Origin of the sequence: Citromicrobium bathyomarinum, assembly GCA_001306305.2 — a bacterium.
GTDB classification, from domain to species: Bacteria; Pseudomonadota; Alphaproteobacteria; order Sphingomonadales; family Sphingomonadaceae; genus Alteriqipengyuania; species Alteriqipengyuania bathyomarina.
On the sequence record CP155577.1, the window covers coordinates 2122066 to 2144175 of the forward strand.

Annotated in this window: 19 protein-coding genes and 2 tRNA genes; 12 read left to right on the forward strand and 9 right to left on the reverse strand. The window is 66.1% G+C overall.

What is annotated here, in order from left to right; translation table 11 throughout:
* The first annotated feature begins 3 nt into the window (after positions 1-3).
* The 4 genes from zapA to VO57_010685 all read left to right on the forward strand — a co-directional run bounded on the left by zapA (position 4) and on the right by VO57_010685 (position 2430).
* On the forward strand, positions 4-576 hold the full coding sequence (zapA, locus tag VO57_010670; GenBank protein XBL68598.1) for a cell division protein ZapA: 573 nt from the start codon (positions 4-6) through the stop codon (positions 574-576).
* A gap of 238 nt (positions 577-814) precedes the next feature.
* Entirely contained in the window at positions 815-1399 is a 585-nt protein-coding gene (locus tag VO57_010675; protein ID XBL68599.1) for a 5-formyltetrahydrofolate cyclo-ligase, read from the forward strand.
* The gene (locus VO57_010680; GenBank protein XBL68600.1) at positions 1396-1611 is read left to right on the forward strand and encodes a DUF2842 domain-containing protein; all 216 of its coding nucleotides are present in this window, start codon (positions 1396-1398) and stop codon (positions 1609-1611) included. The genes VO57_010675 and VO57_010680 overlap by 4 nt, the downstream gene beginning before the upstream one ends.
* A gap of 36 nt (positions 1612-1647) precedes the next feature.
* Positions 1648-2430, forward strand: a complete 783-nt coding sequence (locus VO57_010685) for a DNA-formamidopyrimidine glycosylase family protein (protein XBL68601.1) — start codon at positions 1648-1650, stop codon at positions 2428-2430.
* 3 nt (positions 2431-2433) lie between these two features.
* On the opposite strand, the gene VO57_010690 is transcribed toward VO57_010685, so the two are convergent.
* Together VO57_010690 and VO57_010695 are read right to left on the reverse strand one after the other, a co-directional pair.
* Positions 2434-3108, reverse strand: coding sequence for a glutathione S-transferase family protein (locus VO57_010690; protein ID XBL68602.1), 675 nt, complete (start codon positions 3106-3108; stop codon positions 2434-2436).
* 111 nt (positions 3109-3219) lie between these two features.
* Positions 3220-3296: transfer RNA gene (locus VO57_010695), tRNA-Asp, on the reverse strand.
* A 195-nt stretch (positions 3297-3491) separates the two neighbouring features.
* Between VO57_010695 and VO57_010700 the strand changes: the two genes are divergently transcribed.
* Positions 3492-3944: a hypothetical protein gene (locus VO57_010700; GenBank protein ID XBL68603.1), complete on the forward strand. Its 453-nt coding sequence runs from the start codon at positions 3492-3494 to the stop codon at positions 3942-3944.
* Here the strand turns inward: VO57_010700 and VO57_010705 are convergent, their stop codons facing one another.
* The 4 genes from VO57_010705 to thyA all read right to left on the reverse strand — a co-directional run bounded on the left by VO57_010705 (position 3945) and on the right by thyA (position 8676).
* A complete protein-coding gene (locus VO57_010705; protein XBL68604.1) occupies positions 3945-5270 on the reverse strand; it encodes a dihydrolipoamide acetyltransferase family protein in 1326 nt (441 codons plus the stop codon). It lies immediately after the preceding gene.
* A gap of 7 nt (positions 5271-5277) precedes the next feature.
* A complete protein-coding gene (locus tag VO57_010710; protein XBL68605.1) occupies positions 5278-6342 on the reverse strand; it encodes an alpha-ketoacid dehydrogenase subunit beta in 1065 nt (354 codons plus the stop codon).
* Entirely contained in the window at positions 6342-7634 is a 1293-nt protein-coding gene (locus VO57_010715) for a 3-methyl-2-oxobutanoate dehydrogenase (2-methylpropanoyl-transferring) subunit alpha (protein XBL68606.1), read from the reverse strand. The genes VO57_010710 and VO57_010715 overlap by 1 nt, the downstream gene beginning before the upstream one ends.
* Before the next feature lie 109 nt (positions 7635-7743).
* The gene (gene thyA, locus VO57_010720; protein XBL68607.1) at positions 7744-8676 is read right to left on the reverse strand and encodes a thymidylate synthase; all 933 of its coding nucleotides are present in this window, start codon (positions 8674-8676) and stop codon (positions 7744-7746) included.
* A 129-nt stretch (positions 8677-8805) separates the two neighbouring features.
* Here thyA and VO57_010725 point away from each other — a divergent pair.
* The 4 genes from VO57_010725 (at position 8806) to VO57_010740 (ending at position 12159) form a co-directional block, all read left to right on the forward strand.
* Positions 8806-8882, forward strand: a tRNA-Pro gene (locus tag VO57_010725).
* A gap of 175 nt (positions 8883-9057) precedes the next feature.
* Entirely contained in the window at positions 9058-10560 is a 1503-nt protein-coding gene (locus tag VO57_010730) for a DUF87 domain-containing protein (protein ID XBL68608.1), read from the forward strand.
* 95 nt (positions 10561-10655) lie between these two features.
* Positions 10656-10811 carry a YqaE/Pmp3 family membrane protein gene (locus VO57_010735; GenBank protein ID XBL68609.1) on the forward strand — a complete coding sequence of 52 codons (156 nt, stop codon included), beginning with the start codon at positions 10656-10658 and terminating at the stop codon, positions 10809-10811.
* A 4-nt stretch (positions 10812-10815) separates the two neighbouring features.
* Positions 10816-12159, forward strand: coding sequence for an AarF/ABC1/UbiB kinase family protein (locus VO57_010740; GenBank protein XBL68610.1), 1344 nt, complete (start codon positions 10816-10818; stop codon positions 12157-12159).
* Between the two features lie 132 nt (positions 12160-12291).
* On the opposite strand, the gene VO57_010745 is transcribed toward VO57_010740, so the two are convergent.
* Entirely contained in the window at positions 12292-14046 is a 1755-nt protein-coding gene (locus VO57_010745; GenBank protein ID XBL68611.1) for a DUF885 domain-containing protein, read from the reverse strand.
* 65 nt (positions 14047-14111) lie between these two features.
* Between VO57_010745 and VO57_010750 the strand changes: the two genes are divergently transcribed.
* A complete protein-coding gene (locus VO57_010750) occupies positions 14112-14582 on the forward strand; it encodes a low molecular weight protein-tyrosine-phosphatase (protein ID XBL68612.1) in 471 nt (156 codons plus the stop codon).
* 30 nt (positions 14583-14612) lie between these two features.
* Here the strand turns inward: VO57_010750 and recG are convergent, their stop codons facing one another.
* The gene (recG, locus tag VO57_010755) at positions 14613-16676 is read right to left on the reverse strand and encodes an ATP-dependent DNA helicase RecG (GenBank protein ID XBL68613.1); all 2064 of its coding nucleotides are present in this window, start codon (positions 16674-16676) and stop codon (positions 14613-14615) included.
* Positions 16677-16830: 154 nt separating this feature from the next.
* Here recG and VO57_010760 point away from each other — a divergent pair, with 154 nt between their 5' ends.
* Both VO57_010760 and mfd read left to right on the forward strand, forming a co-directional pair.
* Positions 16831-17106: a succinate dehydrogenase assembly factor 2 gene (locus VO57_010760; GenBank protein XBL68614.1), complete on the forward strand. Its 276-nt coding sequence runs from the start codon at positions 16831-16833 to the stop codon at positions 17104-17106.
* A 138-nt stretch (positions 17107-17244) separates the two neighbouring features.
* Positions 17245-20736 carry a transcription-repair coupling factor gene (gene mfd / locus VO57_010765; protein XBL68615.1) on the forward strand — a complete coding sequence of 1164 codons (3492 nt, stop codon included), beginning with the start codon at positions 17245-17247 and terminating at the stop codon, positions 20734-20736.
* On the opposite strand, the gene VO57_010770 is transcribed toward mfd, so the two are convergent.
* Positions 20733-22028: an EAL domain-containing protein gene (locus VO57_010770; protein XBL68616.1), complete on the reverse strand. Its 1296-nt coding sequence runs from the start codon at positions 22026-22028 to the stop codon at positions 20733-20735. The genes mfd and VO57_010770 overlap by 4 nt on opposite strands.
* Between the last annotated feature and the right edge of the window lie 82 nt (positions 22029-22110).

Consider the following 22110-nt stretch of genomic DNA (forward strand, 5'->3'; position numbering starts at 1 on the left):
CGCGTGAGCACGGTGGAAATCACGATCGGCGGACGCGAATTCCCGATCTCCTGCGGGCCGGGGGACGAGGCGCGCGTGCGTTCGCTCGCCGAAGCGATCGACGGGCATTATCAGCCGCGCAGCCCGCGCTTCTCGCAAAACCTGCTGTTCGCCTGCCTGCTGGCGGCGGACGAAGTGTTCGACAAGGCGGGCGTCTCGCCGGGCAAAGACCCGGAGCTGGCGCAGCTGCGCGAACGGCTCGACGAGGTAGAGCGTGAGCGCGACCTGCTGGAGACCGCGCTGTCCAGCGCCACCGATGCGCGCGGGCGCCTCGAGCGCGATCTGCGTACGGCACGCGAAGAAGCGGATAGCCGCAGCAATGCGGAAGCCAGCGCTCAGGCCGAACGGATCGCCACGCTGGAAAAGCGCTGCGCCGACCTGCAGCACAGGCTGGAAGATGCGCAGATGCAGGAGCTGCCGCTATCCGGCGGATCGTTCCGTTCGGCGGGGGAAGACCTGCTGCCCGCGCTGGAGCGTTTCGCAGGCCTGCTCGAATCCTGCGCAGACAAGCTTGAGGGTGGCCCCGGGAACGCCTAGATAGGGGTTGGCGGGACTGCCCGGCACGAGCCGTAGAACATCCCTGAGGCTATAAGTTTATCCTAGGGAGCTGTCCCTGTCCTGGTCCACCAGTTCGGCTGTGGGGCCGGGGTATACGGCGCCCACCTGACCTTTTGCGTCAGAGGATTTCCCAGGCACCGACCCATGGTGGTTCCGCCACTCCATCGGTCGAGTACCAATTCCCATTTTCGTCATTTCGAGAATAGCGAAGCATTTAATGGATCACGCCACGATCAAATCGCAGCTTCGCAAGGATATGCGTGCCGCGCGCAAGGCCGCCGCCGCCGCGCTGCCCGAGGCTGTGCGCACGCTGGTGTTCTCGCGCCCGCCCGCGCCGGTGCTGGCGCGTATTCCCGAAGGCGCGACGATCGGCCTGTATCGCGCGGAAGGGTCCGAAGCGCCCGCTGCGCGCTATGCGCAGTATTTCATGGAGAACGGCCACCCGATCGCCCTCCCCCGCCTCTCGGGCGAAGACGGGGCGATGCAGTTCGCCGCGCACAGCGATCCGCTGGAGGAGAGCGACCTGACAAAGGGCCCGCACGGCCTGATGCAACCGGGCGAAGATGCCGCGCTGCTGGTGCCCGACGTGGTCTTCGTCCCCCTGCTCGCCTTCGACGAGGATGGCGGCAGGCTGGGACAGGGCGGCGGATATTACGACCGCTGGATTGCCGCGAACCCGGATACGCTGCGGATCGGGCTCGCCTGGGATGCGCAGAAGGTCGATCGCGTTCCGATGGAGGCGCACGACCGCAAACTGCACATGGTCGTCACCCCGCAACGCATGTACGAGATGGGCGCATGAGCCACGAACCCAATTGGCGCATCCCGGTGGGCATGCTGATCCTGCTTGCAGGCCTGTCGGTCTATGCGATCCTGATCGCGCGCTACATGCCCGGCCTGATCGGCGGCTGGCACGTCGTCTTCCAAACCGTTATCTACCTCGTGCTGGGGCTGATCTGGCTGCTTCCGCTCAAGCGCTTCCTGATCTGGATGGAAAGCGGCCGGCGCAACTGACCGGAACCGCCTGAGCGCGGACGCCGTTCTGCGTTCATGCCCGAACTGCCCGAAGCCGAAGCCAATCGTCTGCGTGTGGAGCGCGACTGCCTCCATCGCACGATCGAGGCGGCGGAGCCGGGCGATGACACCAGCTATATCGAACTGCCCGGCGATAACGAGCGCGGTCGGCTGGTCGGCCACCAGTTCACCCGCACCCACCGCCACGGCAAGCTGATCTTCGCTGGCAGCGAAAGCGGCCCGTGGATCTGCGTCCACCTCGGCATGAGCGGATCGCTGCGCCCGTTCGACGAGGCGGATGGCCCGCCCGATTATGCGAAATTCCTGATCCGCTTCGAAGGCGAGCGCCGCCTCGCCTTCCGCTGCCCGCGCAAGCTCGGCTGGGTGCGCGTGGTCGACAGCCCCGAGGCGGAGATCGAGCGGATCGGCTTCGGCCCGGATGCGCTGGAGATCGGGAGGGACGCCTTCGCCGAGGTGATCGGCGATTCGCGCGGCGCGATCAAATCCGCGCTGATCGAGCAGAAGAAGCTCGCCGGGGTCGGCAACCTGTGGTCGGACGAGATCCTGTACCGCACCGCTATCGATCCGCAGCGCAAGGGCACCGATCTCTCCGACAGCCAGCTAGGCGACATCTACGATGCGATGCGCGACATCCTGCACGCGGTAGTCGATACGGAAGCGGACTACAGCAAGCTGCCCGACGACTGGCTGATCCATACCCGCGACGAAGGTGCCGAATGCCCGCGATGCGGTGGCGAGATCGTCAGGACCAAGGTGGGCGGGCGCAGCGCTTTTCACTGCACCCGCCACCAGGAATAGCGCCTAGAAGCTGAACACAAACGTCTCGCGCCCGTCCTTCTCCATCGCGCGCTGGAAGGATGGCGTCTCGCGCATCTGCTTCATCCAGCGCTGGCAGTTGGGCCGCCCCTCCAGCTTGCCCTGCGCATCGGCGGAGGCGATCGAGTAGCACATGGAGATATCGGCTGCGGTCAGCCGGTCGCCCGCCAGCCAGGTGTGGCGGCCCAGATCGCTCTCCAGCTTGTCGAAGATCACCTTGAGGCGCGGCGCGACCAGCATTTCACGGACCTTGTCGGTCGCGAGGCCGATCACCGAGCGGACCAGCGCAGGGCTGCGCGCCTTCATCATCGTCAGCAGGCCGTTGAAGAACTGCATCGGCATCAGGCTGCCCACCCCGGCGTGGAACCAGAACAGGTAGTCCACGCGCGCTGCCTCGCCCGGCGCAGGGCGCAGGGCGCTCTCGGGATGCATATCGAGGATGTAGTCGATCACCGCGTTGCTCTCGGCCAGCACCAGACCGTTCTCGTCGGTGATGACCGGCGCGGTGCCCAGTGGAGAGAGCGCCTTGTACTCGGCCGGCGCAAGCCGCGTTTCGGCATCGCGCTTGTAGACCTTCAGTTCATACGGCGCGCCGATTTCCTCCAGCAGCCAGAGGATGCGGAAGCTTTGCGAATATTCGAGGTGGTGCAGCGTGATCATGGCCGGGTCTCCTGACGGTCGATTGCCTGTCAGGTGCCCAATGGCGCGCATGGGCGCAAGCGGCCCGTGCCCGAAATCGGGGGGCGATGCACCATTCCATGAGAAAGGAAATGGCGCGAGTGACGGGACTCGAACCCGCGACCTCCGGCGTGACAGGCCGGCGCTCTAACCAACTGAGCTACACCCGCGCAAACACGTGGGAGAGAGTGTCTCCGCTGCGTGGGAGGGGCGCGATTAGGCCAGCATTCGCAGGGTGTCAATTGATTCGCGCACCCCTTTTTCACATCTGTCGAGAAAAGATGGTTAGGAGCGTTTTAACCGCATTTTGAGCTTTCTCTGCGAGCACCCCCAGAGCCCTGAAAATCGGCATGGGGAGCCGTTTCATGCGTATCGGAATGCTGACTGGAAGTGTGGCCCTATGCGTGGCGCTGTGCGCCGCCACCATCGCCTCTGCCCAATCGCTGGTCGAGATCGACCGCGAGGTGTTCGTGGAGCGCTCTCAGCAGCAGGGTGGACGCACGCAGCGCATTCTCGCCCCTGCCGACACGCTGGAGCGCGGGGACACGGTGGTGCTGATGCTCGCCTGGAGCACGCCGCACGACAGACCCTTCACCATTTCGAGCAGGGTGCCCCGCACCCTCGCCTTCCGCGCCAGCGGCGGCGATGCGCCGCAGGTATCGGTCGACGGAGGGCGCACCTGGGGCACGCTGGAGACCTTGCGTGTCGAAGGACGCAAGGCGACCTCCGCCGATGTGACCCATGTGCGCTGGGATGTCGCCAACCCGCGCGCCGCGAGGGGACGCGGCGTGTTTACCTACAGCGCGGTGGTTCGCTGATCAGTTCGCGAGAATCGTGGCAGGTGCTTCGAGGCGCTTCTTGAGCGCCTGAATGAAGCTTGCGGCATCCCAGCCATCGACCACGCGGTGGTCGCAGCTGATCGAGATGTTCATCAGCAGACGCTTCTCGACCCGCTCGACACCATCGGCACCCTTCACGAACATCGGACGCTCGACAATCTTGTTCGGGCCGATGATCGCGACTTCGGGACGGTTGATGACCGGCGTGGTCGCAATCCCGCCCAGCGGGCCGAGCGAGGTGACCGTCAGCGTCCCGCCCTGCATCTCGTCGGACTTGGCCTTGCCGGTACGCGCAGCCTCGGCCAGGCGGCCAATCTCGCGCGCGAGCTGCCACAGGTTCTGGCTCTGCGCGTCCTTGATCACCGGCACCATCAGCCCCGCATCGGTCTGCGCGGCCATGCCCATGTTGACCGATCCGTGGCGCGTCACCACGCCTTCCTCGTCATCATAGGTGGCGTTGATCATCGGGAATTCGGGAATCGACTGGCAGATCGCAGTGATCAGCAGCGGCAGGATGGTCAGCTTGGGCCGATCGCCGCGATTTTCGTTGAGCTGCGCGCGCATCGCTTCGAGATCGGTCACGTCGACCTCGTCCACATAGGTGAAGTGCGGGATGTTGCGCTTCGACGCGCTCATGTTCTGGGCGATCCGGCGGCGCATGCCGATGACCTTCACGGTCTCGTCAGAACGCGGGCCGGTGGCGGGCGAATAGCCGCCCGAATAGGCGAGGAACTGGTCGAGATCGCCGTGGCGGATGCGGCCATCCTCGGCCGGTTTCACCTGCGCGAGATCGATACCGAGATCCTTGGCGCGCTTGCGCACCGCCGGGCTGGCGAGGACCTTGGTTTCGGATGCTGCGGGCGCGCTCTTTTCGACCGGCTGCTTGGGCGCAGGCTCGGGATCGGCTTCGTGCGCGTCGTCCGCATCGCTCGCGTCGGGGTTCTCGACCTCGATCCGCTCTTCGACCTCGTCGTCCTTCGGCGCGGGGGCCGGAGCTGGCGCGGGAGTGGGCTCCGCCTCGGCGGCAGCGGCGTTTTCTTCCGCGACATCGTCCGGAATTTCGCCTTCGACTTCGATCGTGACGAGCATCGATCCGATCGCGATGGTGTCGCCCACCTCGCCCGCGACTTCGATAATCTTGCCCGCGACCGGGCTTTCCATTTCGACGGTCGCCTTGTCGGTCATCATGTCGGCGATCTGCTGGTCTTCCTCGACCATGTCGCCAACGCTCACATGCCAGGCGACGATCTCCGCCTCGGCGATGCCTTCGCCGATGTCGGGCAGGTTGAAGGTGAATTTCGCCATGTCGGTGTTACTCGCTCAGAAGCTTGTCGAGGGCCGCGCCGATGCGCACCGGGCCGGGGAAGTAGGCCCATTCGAGACTGTGGGGATAGGGGGTGTCGAAGCCGGTCACGCGTTCGATCGGAGCTTCGAGATGATAGAAGCAGCGTTCCTGCACCAGCGCGGAAAGCTCCGCACCGAAGCCGGAGGTGCGGGTCGCCTCGTGAATGATGAGGCATTTCCCCGTCTTCTTCACAGACTTTTCCACAGCCTCGATATCGAGGGGGACCAGCGTGCGCAGGTCGAGGATGTCGGCTTCGACGCCCTTCTCCTCCATCACCGCCTTGGCGACGTGGACCATGGTGCCATAGGTCAGCACGGTCAGCTGCTCGCCCTCGGTCACGAGGCGCGCCTTGCCCAGCGGAATCGCATAATGCCCCTCGGGCACGACGCTGTCGGGGTGCGACTTCCAGTTCTTCACCGGACGGTCGAAGAAGCCATCGAACGGGCCGTTATAGATCCGCTTGGGCTCGAAGAAGATGACCGGGTCGTTGTCCTCGATCGCGGCAATCAGCAGGCCCTTCGCGTCGTAGGGCGTCGCCGGGATGACCGTCTTGATGCCCGATGCATGGGTGAACAGCGATTCGGGGCTCTGGCTGTGCGTCTGCCCGCCGAAGATGCCGCCACCGAAGGGCGAGCGGATCGTGATCGGGGCGCTGAATTCACCCGCGCTGCGATAGCGCAGGCGCGCCGCCTCGCTGATGATCTGGTCGTAGCCGGGGTAGATATAATCGGCGAACTGGATTTCGGGCACCGGGCGCAGGCCATAGGCCCCCATCCCGATCGCCGTCGCGATAATCCCGCATTCGGAGATCGGCGTGTCGAACGCGCGCGTCTTGCCGTATTTTTCCTGCAGCCCTGCGGTGCAGCGGAACACCCCGCCGAAATAGCCGGCGTCCTCGCCGAACACGACCACGTTGTCGTCGCGGCCCATCGCCACGTCGAGCGCGTCGTTGATCGCCTCGATCATGTTGAGGCGGCGATCGTCGCCGGTCGCGTCGCGGCCCTGCTTGGGCTTTTCTTTCGTCTCGCTCATCAGTGCGGCACCCCGTCCGGATATTTCTTGTCGCGTTCAGCCTGCGACTGCGCGTTCTGTTCCTTGAGGTGCCAAGGCTCTTCCTCGAACACGTCTTCGAACATGGTGTGGAAGGGCTGGTGCATGCCGTGGCCCAGGATGCCGTTCTTCTCGGCCTCCTTGGTGTCGGCCTTGACCTTTTCGGCCGCCTTCAGGTCCATCTCGGCCTGCCGGTCCTCGTCCCACTCGCCCAGTTCGATGAGGTGGTTCTTGAGCCGCACCACGGGATCGCCAAGCGGCCAGGCCTCGCGCTCTTCCGCGCTGCGATAGCCGCTGGGATCGTCCGAGGTGGAGTGCCCTTCGGCGCGGTAGGTGAAGAACTCGATCAGCGTCGGCCCGCTATTGGTGCGCGCGCGGTTCGCCGCCCAGCGCTGCGCTGCGTAGCAGGCCAGCGGATCATTGCCGTCGACCCTTAGCCCAGCGAGGCCATAGCCGATGGCGCGGCTGGCGAAGGTCGCCCGCTCGCTGCCCGCAAAGCCGGAGAAGCTGGAAATCGCCCACTGGTTGTTGATCACGTTGAGGATCACCGGCGCGTTGTAGACGCTGGCGAAGGTGCACGCGGCGTGGAAGTCGCCTTCCGCCGTGCTCCCCTCGCCCACCCAGGTCGCCGCGATACGCGTGTCGTGTTTGATCGCGCTCGCCATCGCCCAGCCGACCGCCTGGGGAACCTGCGTGGCGAGGTTGCCCGAGATGCTGAAGAAACTGTGCTCGCGGCTCGAATACATGATCGGCAGCTGGCGGCCCTTCAGCTTGTCGCCGCTGTTCGAATAGATCTGGTTGATCATCTCGAACAGCGGATAACCGCGCGCGATCAGCACGCCCTGCTGGCGATAGCTGGGGAACACCATGTCGTCGGACTGCAAGGCCATCGAGGTGGAGATGCTGGTCGCCTCCTCCCCGGTGCACTTCATGTAGAAGCTGGTCTTGCCCTGCCGCTGCCCGCGGAACATGCGCTCATCGAACGCGCGCACCAGCGAGAAGTGGTGCAGCATTTCGCGCAAGGTATCGGGGTCCAGCTTTGGGTCCCACGGACCGTGCGCCCGGTTGTCATCGCCCAGCACCCGGATCAGGTCCGTGCACAAGCCGTGGGTTTCGGTCGGGTCGCAGGCCTCGTCCGGGCGTGGCTGGGCGCCAGCCTCGGGGATTTCGATGGCGGAAAAGTCCACCTCATCCGCCCCGGGACGATAGTTGGGCTCAGGAATGTGCAGCGAAAGCTGCGGCTTGTTGTCGGTTCGCTCGGGCCGATCGGCCATGCGTCTCTCTCCCGCGCCTCCGTTTGCCGAGACGCAATCTTTCACATCGGCGACCGGATATTGCGCAAGGCCCGAAGGGTCAAGCGCCCAGACCTTCCCCCGCGACCGCTCAGACCGCCACCGGTGCCTTGATCGGCGGATGGGGATCGTAGCCGCTGACCGAGAAATCCTCGATTGCGTAGTCGAAGATGCCCGGCGGACGCCTTGTAATCTCAAGCCTCGGGGCCCCGCGCGGTTCCCGGCCGAGCTGTTCCTCGATCAGGTGCGCGTGGTTGAGATAGAGGTGCGTGTCCCCGCCCATCCACACCAGCTCGCCTGGCTCCAGATCGGTCTGCTGCGCGATCATGCGTGTCAGCAGCGCCGCGCCGAACAGGTTGAACGGCAGGCCCAGCGCGACATCGCAGCTGCGCTGATAGAGCAGGCAGTTGAGCTGCGTACCATTCGCGCCGACGTGGAACTGGTAGGTCTTGTGGCACGGCGGCAGCGCCATCCGGTCCAGCTCGGCGACGTTCCAGCCTTCGATGATGTGGCGGCGGCTGCCCGGATTGGTGCGCAGCGAATCGATCACCTGGCTGACCTGATCGATCCCCTCCCCCTTCTCGTACAGGCCATCTGGGCGATAGCGGTAGGTCGGCCAGTCGACCCACTGCTTGCCATAGACCGGGCCCAGATCGCCCCAGCGCGCGGCGAAGCTCTCGTCATCGGCGATTCGCTGGACGAAATCGTCGAGCGGCAGGTCGTCGCCCGTCTCCTTGACGTAGCGCGCATGCGGCCACTCGTTCCAGATCTTGACCCCCTGCAGCACCAGCGGGCGAATATTGGTCGCGCCCGTCAGAAACCACAGCGTCTCGCGTGCGGCGGTTTTCCAGTAGACGCGCTTGGTGGTGAGCAGCGGAACGGCATTATCGGTGAGGCTGCACCGCAGCTGCGCGCCGAATACCGAGCGCGTGCCGATACCGGTGCGGTCCACCCGCTCGTCGCCGGTGCGCCAGATGTGCGCCATCAGGTCGAGATACTGCTGTTCGTAGTGCGATTCGGTCACGGTGATCGGCCTAATCCTTTCGGCGATCAGCGATAGGACAAACTTGTCTGCAATGTCCGCTTGCGTGTGCGGTGATCCACACCTATAGGGCCGCCTCTGCCTCGCGGGGTCCGCCCCGCAAGCATCGGTCGGGGAGTAGCTCAGCCTGGTAGAGCACTGTCTTCGGGAGGCAGGGGCCGGAGGTTCGAATCCTCTCTCCCCGACCAATTTGCGCCATTTCGCATAGCAAGCCGCATGAGCCCGCCGTATTCCTCTCCCTTGAGGAAACGACCGGGAATCCTGCGGTATCGGCAGGTACGACAGCACGCGCGGCAAACCAGAGCGGGATAACTGCCGGCTGCGCCTTTGCGCCGTGGCGCGGTGCACTTATTCGTGAGGCATATGAAAGCGCAGATCGAAATTGGCACGGATTCGGCCGGGCAAGGCATTTGCGTCGATGTCGAGGAATTGCTCGCTACGCGATTGCTCGTCCAGGGCAACTCGGGTTCCGGCAAATCGCACCTGCTGCGCCGCCTGCTCGAACAGACCGCCGGGCTCGTCCAGCAGGTGGTGATCGACCCTGAGGGCGACTTCACCAGCCTGGCCGATGCGTTCGACCATATCGTGATCGATGGTGCGGCGCATTCGGTGCGCGAGATCGAGGCGCTGGCCGGGCGCGTGCGCCAGCACCGTGTCTCGGTCGTGCTGGCGCTGGACGAGCTGGAGGTCGAGCAGCAGATCCGCTGCGCCGCACTGTTCCTAACCGCGCTGTTCGATGCCCCGCGCGAGCATTGGTATCCCGTGCTGGTGGTGGTCGACGAGGCGCAGATGTTCGCCCCTGCCGCGGCGGGCGAGCTGGCCGAGGATACGCGCCGGATGACGCTGTCCGCGATGACCAACCTGATGTGCCGCGGGCGCAAGCGCGGTCTGGCGGGAATCGTCGCGACGCAGCGCCTCGCCAAGCTTGCCAAGAACGTGGCCGCGGAAGCCTCCAACTTCCTGATGGGCCGCACCTTCCTCGACATCGACATGCAGCGCGCCGCCGATCTCCTGGGCATGGACCGCCGGCAGGCCGAGCGCATCCGCGATCTTCAGCGCGGCCATTTCCTCGGTCTCGGCCCCGCGATCAGCCGCCGCCCGGTCTCAGTGCATATCGGCGAGGTGCGCACCGGCGGCAAGAACGCCGCCGAGGGTCTGATGCCGCTGCCCCAGGCCTCGGGAGAGGATCTGGAGGCGCTGCTCCATTCCGAACTGGCGGAGGAAGCCGCCAAGCCCGCGGCGCCGCCCCCTCCACCGCCGAAACCCGCCGCCGATCTGGAGCAGGCGATCACCGCGCGCGCCGCAGAGCAGGCGCAGCGTAGCGAGAGCGGCGAGCGGACGGCGAGTGAGCCATCCTCGCCCGTCGATCAGGCTCCTGCCGAACCGCAGGACAAGGAAGCCGCCATCACGCGGGTCATCGTGGAGCTGGCAGCGGAGGAAGGCGCGACCTTCCAGTCTTCCGCCGCGCTGTTCCGCAATTTCGCGCAGCGCTGCCGCCAGCAGGGCGTGCCCAGTGCGCATGTCGACATGCTCGAATTTCGCCGCCTGTTCGCCTTCGCCGCGGCAGGGCTGCACGAGCTACCCGAAAAGCTGCGCGACACGATCGAGGAGCTCTCGCAGGCCGTCCCCGAGGACGTGCTCGCCCCCTATCTCGCGCTGGCGGTGTCGGTCGCGAGGGGTGCGTCCGCGCCCGACGAGGATGAGCTTGCGCGCGTTTACGGCACATCCTCGCCCAGCCGCATCCGCCGCCTGCTGGAGCATATGGAGCGGCAGGGACTGATCGTGGTGCGCGAAGAGTTCGGCGGCGGGCGCACGATCATCGTGGTCGGGCTGGAAGATCTGGCGGACGCGGCCGCGGCGTCGTGAGCTAAGCCGCTCTTTTTGCAAGGCGGCCATTCTGCACATTTGCGCGGAACAGGCAGGTTCAGGCGCGGTTGATCAGGCAAAGGAGAGTTTCTTACATGCCTATCATCATCCTCATCGCCACCATCCTGCTTCCGCCGCTGGGCGTCGCGCTCAAGCATGGGCTCGGCACGCAATTCCTCATCAGCCTGATCCTGACGCTTATCTTCTATGTGCCCGGCCTGATCTACTCGCTCTATGTGAACTACGCCTAAGACCATGGCGCGGGAGGATGACGCGAAGGGTCGCCATCGCGCGGTCCCTTCGTCCCGGATCGGAAGGCTGGGCGGCTTCGGTCGGCTCGCCGGCGGAGTCGCCGGCGGAATGCTGGCCGAGGGCGCGCGCCGCGTCGCCTCGGGCGAGCGGGTGCGGATGAACGATCTGGTTCTCACTCCCGGCAATATTGGTCGTCTGACCGAACGCCTGTCGCACCTGCGCGGCGCGGCGATGAAGATGGGGCAGATGCTCTCGATGGACGCGGGCGATGCCCTGCCCTCCGAGCTGTCCGAAATCCTCGCCAAACTGCGCGACAATGCCGACTTCATGCCCCCGCGCCAGCTCGACCGGGTGCTGGCTGAGGAATGGGGTAGCGACTGGCGCAAGAATTTCCGCCGGTTCGAGCCGCGCCCGATCGCCGCCGCGAGCATCGGCCAGGTCCACCGCGCGCTGACCCGCGACGGGCGAATGCTGGCGATCAAGGTGCAATATCCCGGCGTAGCGCAGAGTATCGATTCCGACGTCGATAATGTCGCCACGCTGCTGCGCGTGACCGGCCTGCTGCCCAAGGAACTCGACGTCACTCCGCTGCTGGCGGCGGCGAAGGAGCAGCTGCACGAGGAAGCGGACTATCGCCGCGAAGGGCGGATGATGCAGCGCTATGGCGAGCTGCTCGCCGGGCACGAGGCTTTCGTGGTGCCGACGCTCGACGAAGAGCTGACGCGCGACCGCATTCTGGCGATGAGTTACGAGGAAGGCCGCCCGGTCGAACAGCTTGGCGACCAACCGCAGGATGTGCGCGACAGCGTTTTCGCTGAGGTGATCGAGCTGGTCGCGCGCGAATTGTTCGAATGGGGCCTGATGCAAACCGACCCCAATTTCGCCAACTACCGCTACCGCGAAGCCGACCGGAAGATCGTGCTGCTCGATTTCGGAGCGACTCGCGAGGTCGACCGCGAAGTACAGCAATCCTACCGCGAACTATTGCGCGCCGGGCTCGACCGCGACCATGCGGGCGTTCGTCAGGCGGCTATCGATGCGCAATTCATGTCGCCCGCCGTGGTCGAAAAACATGGCGAGGCGATCGACCGGATGATCGCGATCATCCTCGGCGAAATGGCCAAGGATGCTCCATTCGATTTCGGGGACCGGGGTTTTGTCCCCGTGCTGCGTGACGAAGGCATGGTCATCGCGCAGGACAAGTCCATCTGGCACATCCCGCCCGCCGAGACCTTGTTCGTCCAGCGCAAGGTCAGCGGTACGGCGCTGCTCGGCGCGCGGATCGGTGCGGTGGTCAACATCCACGCCATCGTGCGCGATGTGCTGGAGCGGACGGCAGCTACCTAGAAATTCGTCATTGCGAGCGACCGCAGGTCGCGCGGCAATCCACGGTGGGATCTCGCAAGCCATGAGCAAGGCAGAGCGTCCAGTCCATGGATTGCTTCGTCGCTTCGCTCCTCGCAATGACGATTGGGAGGGTCAGCCCTCCCGCTGCTCCGCGATCCAGCGATCGATATGCTCTTCCAGCACGTCGAGCGGGACCGCACCGTTTTCCAGCACCGCGTCATGGAACGCGCGCAGGTCAAACCGGTCGCCCAGCGCCTCCTCAGCACGCCCACGCAACTCGCGGATCTTCAGCTCGCCGATCTTGTAGGCCAGCGCCTGGCCGGGCCAGGTGATGTAACGGTTGACCTCGGCGTCGATATTCGCGGCACTGAGCGCGGTGTTCTCGGTCATGAAATCGACCGCCTGTTGCTTGGTCCAGCCCTTCGAGTGGATGCCGGTATCGACCACCAGCCGGGTCGCGCGCCACATTTCGTAGCTCAGGCGCCCCATCTGCTTGGCGGGCGTATCGTACAGCCCCATCTCGATCCCGAGCCGTTCGGAATAGAGGCCCCACCCTTCCACGAAGGCGGTGAAGAAGGTGCCGTTGCGGCGCAGCGGGTGGAGGTCGAGCTCCTGCTGCAACGCAATCTGGTGGTGGTGGCCGGGCACCGCCTCGTGCACGCCGAGCGCGGGCAGTTCCCACAGCGGGCGCTGGTCCAGCTCGGTCAGGTTGATGCGGTAGATACCCGCCTGCCCGGTTTCGAGCGAACCGGGCTCGTAATAGGCAGTGGTGTTGCCCGGCGCCTGCGCGGCGGGGATCGGCTGGACCGTGTAGGGCTGGCGCGGCAGGGTGCCGAAGAGCTTGGGCATCCAGCCGTCGATCTGCTTGGCCAGCGCGCCGACATAGCGTTCGTACTCGGCTTCGTCGGTCATATAATATTGCGGATCGGTGCGCAGGTGTTCGACGAAGGCCTCGCGGGTGTCGAAGCCCGCCTCTGCCGCGACCTCCTCCATCTCCGCCCGGATCCGCGCGACTTCGGACAGGCCCAGCTGGTGGATCTGGTCCGGCGTCATGTCGGTCGTGGTGAAGCTGCGGACGCGATAGGCGTAGTAGTCATCGCCGTTCGCGGTTTCGGCGACACCGGGCAGGCCGGTGCGGCATTCGGGCGCGTATTCCTCGGTATAGAAGCTGAGGAAATCCTCGTAGGCGGGGAACACCACATCGGTCAGCGCGGCACGTGCGCGGGCCTGCAGGGCTGCCCAGTCGGCTTCCGAAATGGTCGAGGGGCGCTTTTCGAACGGACGCCAGAAGCCCGATTCCTCGGGGCTGTCCGCCATCTGCCCGGTGATCTGGTCCTCGACGCCTTCCATCGGCCCGCACGCCTGCGTCAGCCCGCGCGCCACCGCCTCTCGGCTGCGGGCGATCCCGGCTTCGTTCTGCGCGCCATAGGCTTCGAGCCGCGCAACGTAGCTTTCGTAATCGGCCTTGGTGAACAACGGGGAGCTGTAGGGCAGCGATGCGATCCAGCTGAACCAGCCGCCGCGATTGGTGAACAGGACGTAGCGGGTCTGGTCGAACTGCGCGCCCTCGATCCCGTCTTCGAGCGACGACTTGAGGATCGCGTAGTCCACCCGCAGGTCTTCGGGCAGCGCGCTCTCGTCGATGGAGTTGAGCCGGGCGAGGAATTCGCGGTCTTCGGCGACGTTGCGATCATAGGCCGCCATGCTGAGGTCGCCCAGTTGCCCGTCCCCGCGCCGGTCGCCCACCGAGGTCGCCAAGGTAGGATTGTCGTCGAGCATGTCCTGCCACACGTCTTCGCGCAGCTCGGTGTAATCTTCGACCGGTCCGGCAGTCAGCGGGCTGGCGATGGTGAGTGTCAGCGCGGTTGCGGCGAACAGGTGCTTCATGTGTGTCTCCCCTTGTTGGGCGATCTCTATTGCTCTGGCCCGGCCCCGTCCAGTACGTCGGGGCCATGGAAAAACCCGCGATCCTGTTCGTCTGCCTTGGCAATATCTGCCGCTCCCCGCTCGCCGAAGCGGCGTTTCGAGACGCTGCGGAGAAGGCCGGGCTGGAGGCGGAGGCCGACAGTGCAGGCACCGCGGACTACCACGTCGGCAGCCCGCCCGATCCGCGCAGCGTCGAGGAAGCCGCGAAGCACGGGATCGACATTTCGGGCTATTCCGGACGGCAGCTGGTGGTCGAGGACTTTCACCGCTTCACGCATATCTTCGCGATGGACCACCAGAACCTGCGCAATATCGAGGCGCTGCGGCCCGAGGGATCGCGTACGCATGTCTCGCTGCTGATGGACCTGGTGCCCGGCCGCGAAGGCGCGGTGATTGCCGACCCGTACCATGATGGCGAGGAGCAGTTCGAGGCGACGTGGGAGGATGTCGACGCGGCGGCGCGGGCGCTGGTGGAGCGGCTTTCGAAGCCGAGTTAAACCCCTCCCCCCAAGGAAGGGGATAAATGCTCACCCGCCCCGAAGCGTGCGCACGCCCATGTCGCGCTCCATCAGGTAGAGCAGCACCCGCGCCGCCTCGCCCCGCTCGCCTTCCAGCCCGGCATCGCGGTCCATCAGCAGTTTGGCATCGGCGGTGGCGGGGTCGAGAAAGCGCTGCATCTGGTCGAGAGTGGCGATCCGGAACGGCGTGTCACCCGACTGGCGCGTGCCGAGCAATTCGCCTCCGCCGCGCAGTTCGAGGTCTTCCTCCGCAATTCGAAAACCGTCCTGCGTCTCGCGCATCAGGGCGAGGCGGCGCTGGCCCGTTTCGGACAGCTGGTTGCCGCGCAGCAGCAGGCAGACCGACTTCTCGCTCCCGCGCCCCACGCGGCCACGCAGCTGGTGCAACTGGGCGAGGCCGAAGCTTTCCGCCTGTTCGATCACGATCAGCGTGGAGGCGGGCACATCGACGCCGACCTCGATCACGGTGGTCGCGACCAGCAGCTTCGCCTGCCCGCTGGCGAAGCGCGCCATCGCGGCGTCCTTCACCTCGGGGTCGAGCTGGCCGTGGACCATCACCACGGCATCGTCGTCGAACCGCGCCTTGAGCGCTGCGTAGCGCTGCTCGGCCGCGGCTTTCTCCATGCCCTCCTCATCGCGGACCATCGGGCACACCCAGTAGGCCTGCTGCCCGCTCGCGAGGTGCCGCCCGACCGCCTCGACCACTTCTGGCAGGCGATCCATCCCGACCACGCGCGTATCGATCGCCTGCCTGCCCGGCGGCAGTTCGTCGAGCCGGCTGACCTCCATCTCGCCATAGTTCGCCAGCGTCAGCGTGCGCGGGATCGGGGTGGCGGTCATCGAAAGCGTGTGCGGCGGGCGCTTGCCCTTCCCCGCCATCTGGAGGCGTTGCGAAACGCCGAAGCGATGCTGTTCGTCCACCACCACCAGCCCGAGATCGCGGTACTGCACCGCTTCCTGGAAGATCGCATGCGTGCCGACCACGATCTGGATGCTGCCATCCATCAGCCCCATCAGGATGCTTTCGCGCGCCCGGCCCTTGTCGCGCCCTGTCAGCAGAGCGACCTCCACGCCGGTGGGCCGCGCCATCTCGCGCAGGGTCTCGAAGTGCTGGCGGGCGAGGATTTCGGTCGGAGCGAGCAGCGCGGCCTGCGCGCCCGCCTCCACCGCGACCAGCATCGCGTGCAGCGCCACCACCGTCTTGCCCGCGCCGACATCGCCCTGCAGCAGACGCAGCATCGGCGCGTCCTGCGCGAGGTCGCCCTCGATCTCGCGGATCGAACGCTCCTGCGCGCCGGTCAGCGGGAACGGCAATTGCAGCTTGTCGCGCAGGTGTCCGTCGCCTGCCAGCGGGCGTCCGCGCTTGCGGCGGTTATCCGCCTTCACCAGCTGCAAGGCCAGCGCATTGGCGAGCAGTTCGTCATAGGCGAGCCGGTCCTTCGCCGTCTCGTCGTCGCGCGCATGCACGCTGCGCAGCGCTTCGCCCCAGGCGGGCCATTTCTGCTGTGCGAGCATGCCGGGCTCGATCCATTCGGGCAGGTCGGGCAGCTTCTCCAGCGCCTGCGCCGCAAGGCTCGCCATGCGCGGCTGGGTCAGCCCTTCGGCGAGGCTGTAGACCGGCTCGCGCATCTGGCCGAGGCCTGCATCGTCCAGCTTCATCACATGGTCGGGATGGACCATCTGGAGCATGTCGCCATACCGCTCCAGCTTGCCCGCCACGCGGCGCTTCTCGCCGACGGGCAGCTGCTTCTTGGCCGTGTAGGAAGCGCGCCCGAAGAAGGTCAGCGCCAGCACATTGCCCGCGCTGTCGGTCGCCAGCACGCGATAGGGCGCGCGGCGCGAGGCACCGGAGCGATGCTCGGTCACGGTCAGCGCGATAATGATCTGCTCGCCCTCGCCCGCCTCGTCGAGCGTTTCGACCGGGCGGCGGGTCACGAAGCGATCGGGCCAGTGATAGGCAATGTCGCGCACGCGCGTGCAGCGCAGCTTTTCCAGCGGCTTCTTCAGCTTGGGCCCGACACCGTCGAGCGTGTCGACCTCGGCAAACAGGGGGTTGAGGATTTCGGGCCGCATGGGACCATCGATATGGCCCAGCTATCGCGTCATTGCGAGCGGAGCGAAGCAATCCACGGCGTGCCGCTGTGGATTGCCGCGTCGGGTCAGCTGCGGTGCCCCTCCTCGCAATGACGAGTTGAAAGCGGTGCGCAGAAAATCTACCTCCCGCCCCATGACCTCCCCCAGCTTCGAATCCCGCCTCGCCCGTGCCAAGTTCCGCGCCTGGCACCGTGGCACGCGTGAAGCCGATTACATGATCGGCGGCTATTTCGACCGCTATCACGCCGAATGGGGCGAGGAAGACCTCGTCTGGTTCGAAACCCTGCTCGATTACGACGATGTCGAGATCATGGCCTGGGCGCTCAAGACGCAGCCGATCCCGCCGGAAATGCAGGGCGAGCGGATCGCGATCATGCAGAAGCTCGATTACGTCGATATTCCCCGCTAGGATTTGGCGCATGCGGGCTGGTGCATTGCGCCACCGCCCGCTAGTCCCACCCCGAACCCCGGCCCCCCTCCTCTTCGCGAGCAGGGGGCTATTTTCGTTTGCGCGGAACACGCACAGCACGGATCGACTTACGCCATAATGCCCGACCTTTCCCGCATCCTCTCCGCCAAACAACCGCTCACCTTCGCCAATCTTGCGCGGGGGAGCCAGCCGCTGGTGATGGCCGATCTCGCCCGCGCGGCGCACAAGCGCGCGGTGTTCGTCGCGCCGGACGACAGCGCGATGCGCGCGGTCGCGGATGCCGCGCGCTATTTCGCGCCCGAGCTTAGCGTGATCGAGTTGCCCGCTTGGGACTGCCTGCCCTACGACCGGGCATCTCCTGCGCTGTCGATCAGCACCCAGCGCCTTTCCGCGCTGCATCGTTTGCAGGCGGAAAAAGGCGCGCCGCAGCTGCTGGTGACCACCGCCAACGCCGTGGTCCAGCGCATGCTCACCCCGTTCCGCATCCGCGAGGCGGTGCGCGAGCTGAAGCCGGGCGTGCATATCGGGCACGAGAGCCTGACCCAGCTGCTGCAGAAGCAGGGTTATAGCCGCACGGACACCGTGATCGACGCGGGCGAATTCGCGGTGCGCGGGTCGATCTTCGACATCTTCCCCTCCGGCCTCGAACAGGGCCTGCGGCTCGATTTCTTCGGTGACGAGCTGGAAAGCCTGCGCCTGTTCGACCCGAACACGCAGCGCACCACAGGCACGCTCGACAGCTTCCTCCTGCTGCCCGCGTCCGAAGTTTTGCTCGAAGACGCGACGATCAAGCGTTTCCGCGCGGGCTATCGCGAGCGGTTCGGCGCGAACGCCACGCAGGACCCGCTTTACGAAGCGGTCAGCGAAGGGCGGCGGCAGGCCGGGATGGAGCACTGGCTGCCTCTGTTCGAGGAGAAGCTGGCGACCCTGTTCGACCATCTGGGCACCAGCGATCCGGTAGTGATCGATGTCGGCGCTCTGGCCGCGTTCGAGGAGCGGCTGGGCGACATCGCCGAATACCGCCGCACCCGCACCGAAACCGCGGGCCAGAAGGCGGGCAGCTATCGCCCGCTCGACCCGCAGGCGCTCTATCTCACCGAGGACGAGATCGGCACCACTCTCGAAACACGCCCGGTCCACCGCGCGACCGGGTTCGACGAGCCCGAGAGCGACAGCGTGATCGACTTCGGCTTCCGCTCTGCCCGCGACTTCGCGCCCGAGCGTGCGCGCGGCGACAATGTGTACGAGGCAGCGGCCGAGCACTTCAAGAAGCTCGCCAAGGCGGGCAAGCGCCCGCTGCTCGCCGCCTATTCGAAGGGTAGCCGCCAACGCATCGCCTCGATCCTGGGCGAAGCGGGCACCGAACTCGCGCTGGCCGAAAGCTGGCAGGAAGCGCTGGGCAAGTCCGCCAAAGGCAAGCCCACGGCGATGATCCTCCCGCTCGACAGCGGCTTCGCGAGCGAGGATATCGAGCTGGTGACCGAGCAGGATCTGCTCGGCGACAGGCTGGTCCGCCGCCGCAAGAAGCGGCGCGATTCGGATGCCTTCCTCAGCGAGCTACAGGCGCTGTCGCGCGGCGACCTGGTGGTTCACACCGAACACGGCATCGGCAAATATCTCGGCCTCGAACCGGTCACCGTGGGCAAGTCCAAGCACGACTGCGTGATGTTGCAGTACAAGGGCGGCGACAAGCTCTACATCCCGGTCGAAAACCTCGAAGTCCTCTCCCGCTACGGCAGCAGCGAGGATGCGGTGATGCTCGACCGGCTGGGCGGCGAGGCATGGCAGAAACGCCGCGCCCAGCTGCGCGAACGCATCCGCGAGATCGCCAGCGAACTGATGCGCACCGCCGCGCAGCGCGCGCTGAAGAAGGCGCCCGTGCTGGAGGCCGATCATGCCAGCTACAACCAGTTCGTCGACCGCTTCCCCTGGGAAGAGACCGAGGATCAGGAGCGCGCGATCGCCGACGTGCTGGGCGATCTGGAAAGCGGCAAGCCGATGGACCGCCTCGTCTGCGGCGATGTCGGCTTCGGCAAGACCGAGGTCGCGCTGCGCGCCGCCTTCGTCGCGGCGATGGGCGGCCAGCAGGTCGCAGTCGTCGCGCCGACCACGCTGCTCGCGCGCCAGCATTTCCAGCATTTCAGCGAACGCTTCGCCGGTTTCCCGCTCAAGGTCGGGCGGCTCAGCCGGCTCGTTTCGGCCAAGGAAAGCAGCGAGACGCGCGATGCGCTGGCCGACGGCACGATGGACATCGTGGTCGGCACCCACGCGATCCTCTCCAAGTCGACCAAGTTCAAGGATCTGGGGCTCGTGATCGTCGACGAGGAACAGCGTTTCGGCGTGACCCACAAGGAAAAGCTGAAGCAGCTGCGCGCGGACGTGCACATGCTCACGCTGACCGCCACGCCCATTCCGCGCACGCTGCAGATGGCGATGACCGGCCTGCGCGAGCTTTCCACCATCCAGACCCCGCCGGTGGACCGCCTTGCGGTGCGGACTTACGTTATCGAGTGGGACGATATGGTGATCCGCGAGGCGCTGCTGCGCGAACATCATCGCGGCGGCCAGAGCTTCATCGTGGTGCCGCGCATCTCCGACATGGACCCGCTGCTCGACTGGCTGCACGAGCATGTGCCCGAAGTGAAGGTGGTGCCCGCACATGGCCAGATGAGCGCGTCGGAGGTCGAGGACCGAATGAGCGCGTTTTACGAAAAGAAATACGACGTACTGCTGTCGACCACGATCGTCGAAAGCGGGCTCGATATTTCGAGCGCCAACACGATCATCATCCACCGCGCCGACCGCTTCGGCCTCGCCCAGCTATACCAGCTGCGCGGGCGCGTGGGCCGCGCGAAGCTGCGCGCCTATGCCTACCTGACCACGCCTGCGGACGAGGCTCTGTCGGAGGTCGCAGAGAAGCGGCTGAAGGTGCTGAGCGATCTCGATTCGCTGGGCGCGGGCTTCCAGCTCGCCAGCCACGATCTCGACATTCGCGGCGCGGGCAATCTGCTGGGCGACGAACAGTCGGGCCACATCCGCGAGGTCGGGTTCGAACTCTACCAGTCGATGCTGGAGGACGCGATCCTCGCCGCGAAGGCGGGCGAGATGGGGCTCGAGAAGCCCGCTGAGGACTTCAGCCCGCAGATCACGGTCGATGCGCCGATCATGATCCCCGAGGATTACGTGCCCGACCTCGCCGTGCGCATGGCGCTCTATCGCCGCCTCAACCAGGCGAGCGACAAGGCCGAGATCGAAGGGCTGGCCGCCGAGATGATCGACCGCTTCGGCGAACTACCCTCCGCGACGCAGAACCTCGTCCGCCTGATCGAGATCAAGCATCAGGCGATCGAGGCGAATATCGCCAAGATCGACGTCGGCGCGCGCGGCACGCTGGTCACCTTCCACAAGGACGATTTCCCCGATCCGGTCGGCCTGCTCGCCTATGTCGACAAGCGGGCCGAGGCGGTGAAGCTGCGGCCGGACATGAAGCTGGTCGTCAACCGCGCCTGGGGCGATCCGCAAAGCCGCCTCAACGGTCTGTTCCAGCTGACCAAGGGCCTCAGCGCGATCGCCAAACGCGCGGCGAAGAAGGAGAAAGCGCCAGCCTAGGCTTGCCCGCTCGCCAGCGCGAGGAACTCCTCGTGCGGCAGCGGGCGCGCGCGCAGGAAGCCCTGGTACGCGCTGCACCCTTCCTCAAGCGCGATTTTGCGCTGCGTTTCGTCCTCGACCCCCTCGGCGATCACCGCCAGCTCCAGCGCGCGGGCCATGGCGATCACCGCGCGCAGCACCGCGCGGTCGCGCGCGCTTTCTGCCACGCCATCCAGCATGATCCGGTCGAGCTTGATGAAATCGAGCGGCAGGTATTTGAGATATCCGAAATTGCAGAACCCCGCGCCGAAATCGTCGAGCGCGATCCGCATCCCCGCATTGCGCAAGCGGCCGAGCGAGCGCGCAGCAAGGTCCAGATCGCCCAGCAGCGCCTGTTCGGTGATCTCCAGCGTAAGCCGCGCCGGGTCGACGCCCCGCTCCTCCACCATCCGCAACAGGTCATCGGGAAAGCGCACCACCGCCAGATCGGCGGCGGTGATGTTGATCGAGCACTTGAGCCCCTCGGGCCAGCCCCGCACCGCATCCAGCGCGGCCTCGATCACCTTGCGGGTCAGCTGCGTGGTCAGGTCTGCGCGCGCGGCGATCCGCAGCAGCGCTTCGCCGCCGATATCGCCCAGTAGCGGCTGATCCCACCGCACCAGCGCCTCCGCCCCGATCAGCGCATCATCGGCGAGCGCGAATTGCGGCTGGAAGCGCAGCGAGATCGCGCCCCGCTCTAGCGAACGCCGCAGCTCCGCCTCGATCTGGCCGACATCGAACCCGGCGGGTGCCAGATCGCGGTCGATCCACACGATCCTGCGCCCGGACTCCCCGCGCAGCGCGATCTGCGCATCGCCGAGCCGCGCGAGCACCGTGGTAGGATCGTCGCCCGACAGCGCGCGGATCAGCGCGATATGTGGCCACAGCTGCGGCACGCCCAGCGCGCTGCCTGCCATCGGCTGGGCGACCCCGTCGGCCAGCGTCTCGGCCAAAAACTGCCACCGCTCCCGGCTGCACTTGTCGCGCGTGGCGAGCAGGAACTTGCCCCCGTCGATCCGCGCGACCAGCCATGATGCCCGCGCAAACTCGTCCTGCGCGAAATGCGCCATCCGCCGCCCGACCTCGCCCAAGGCATAGTCGCCGGTCTGCGCCCCGTGGGCCAGATTGACGCTATCGAACCGGCCCAGCACCAGCAGCATCGCGTGGACCCGCGCCTCCCCCTCGGCGAGCCACATGCCGAGGATCTCGCGCGCCTCTTCGGTATCGACAAGCCCTGTGGGGCGCTCGCTCGCGGGATGTTCCGTCGGACTCATCGCCGCCTTATCGCAAGGCCCTGCGTTTTGGGGAAGCCTGCAAGCTGCGCTTGTCCCACCAATCGCCAGGTTGCATTGCCAA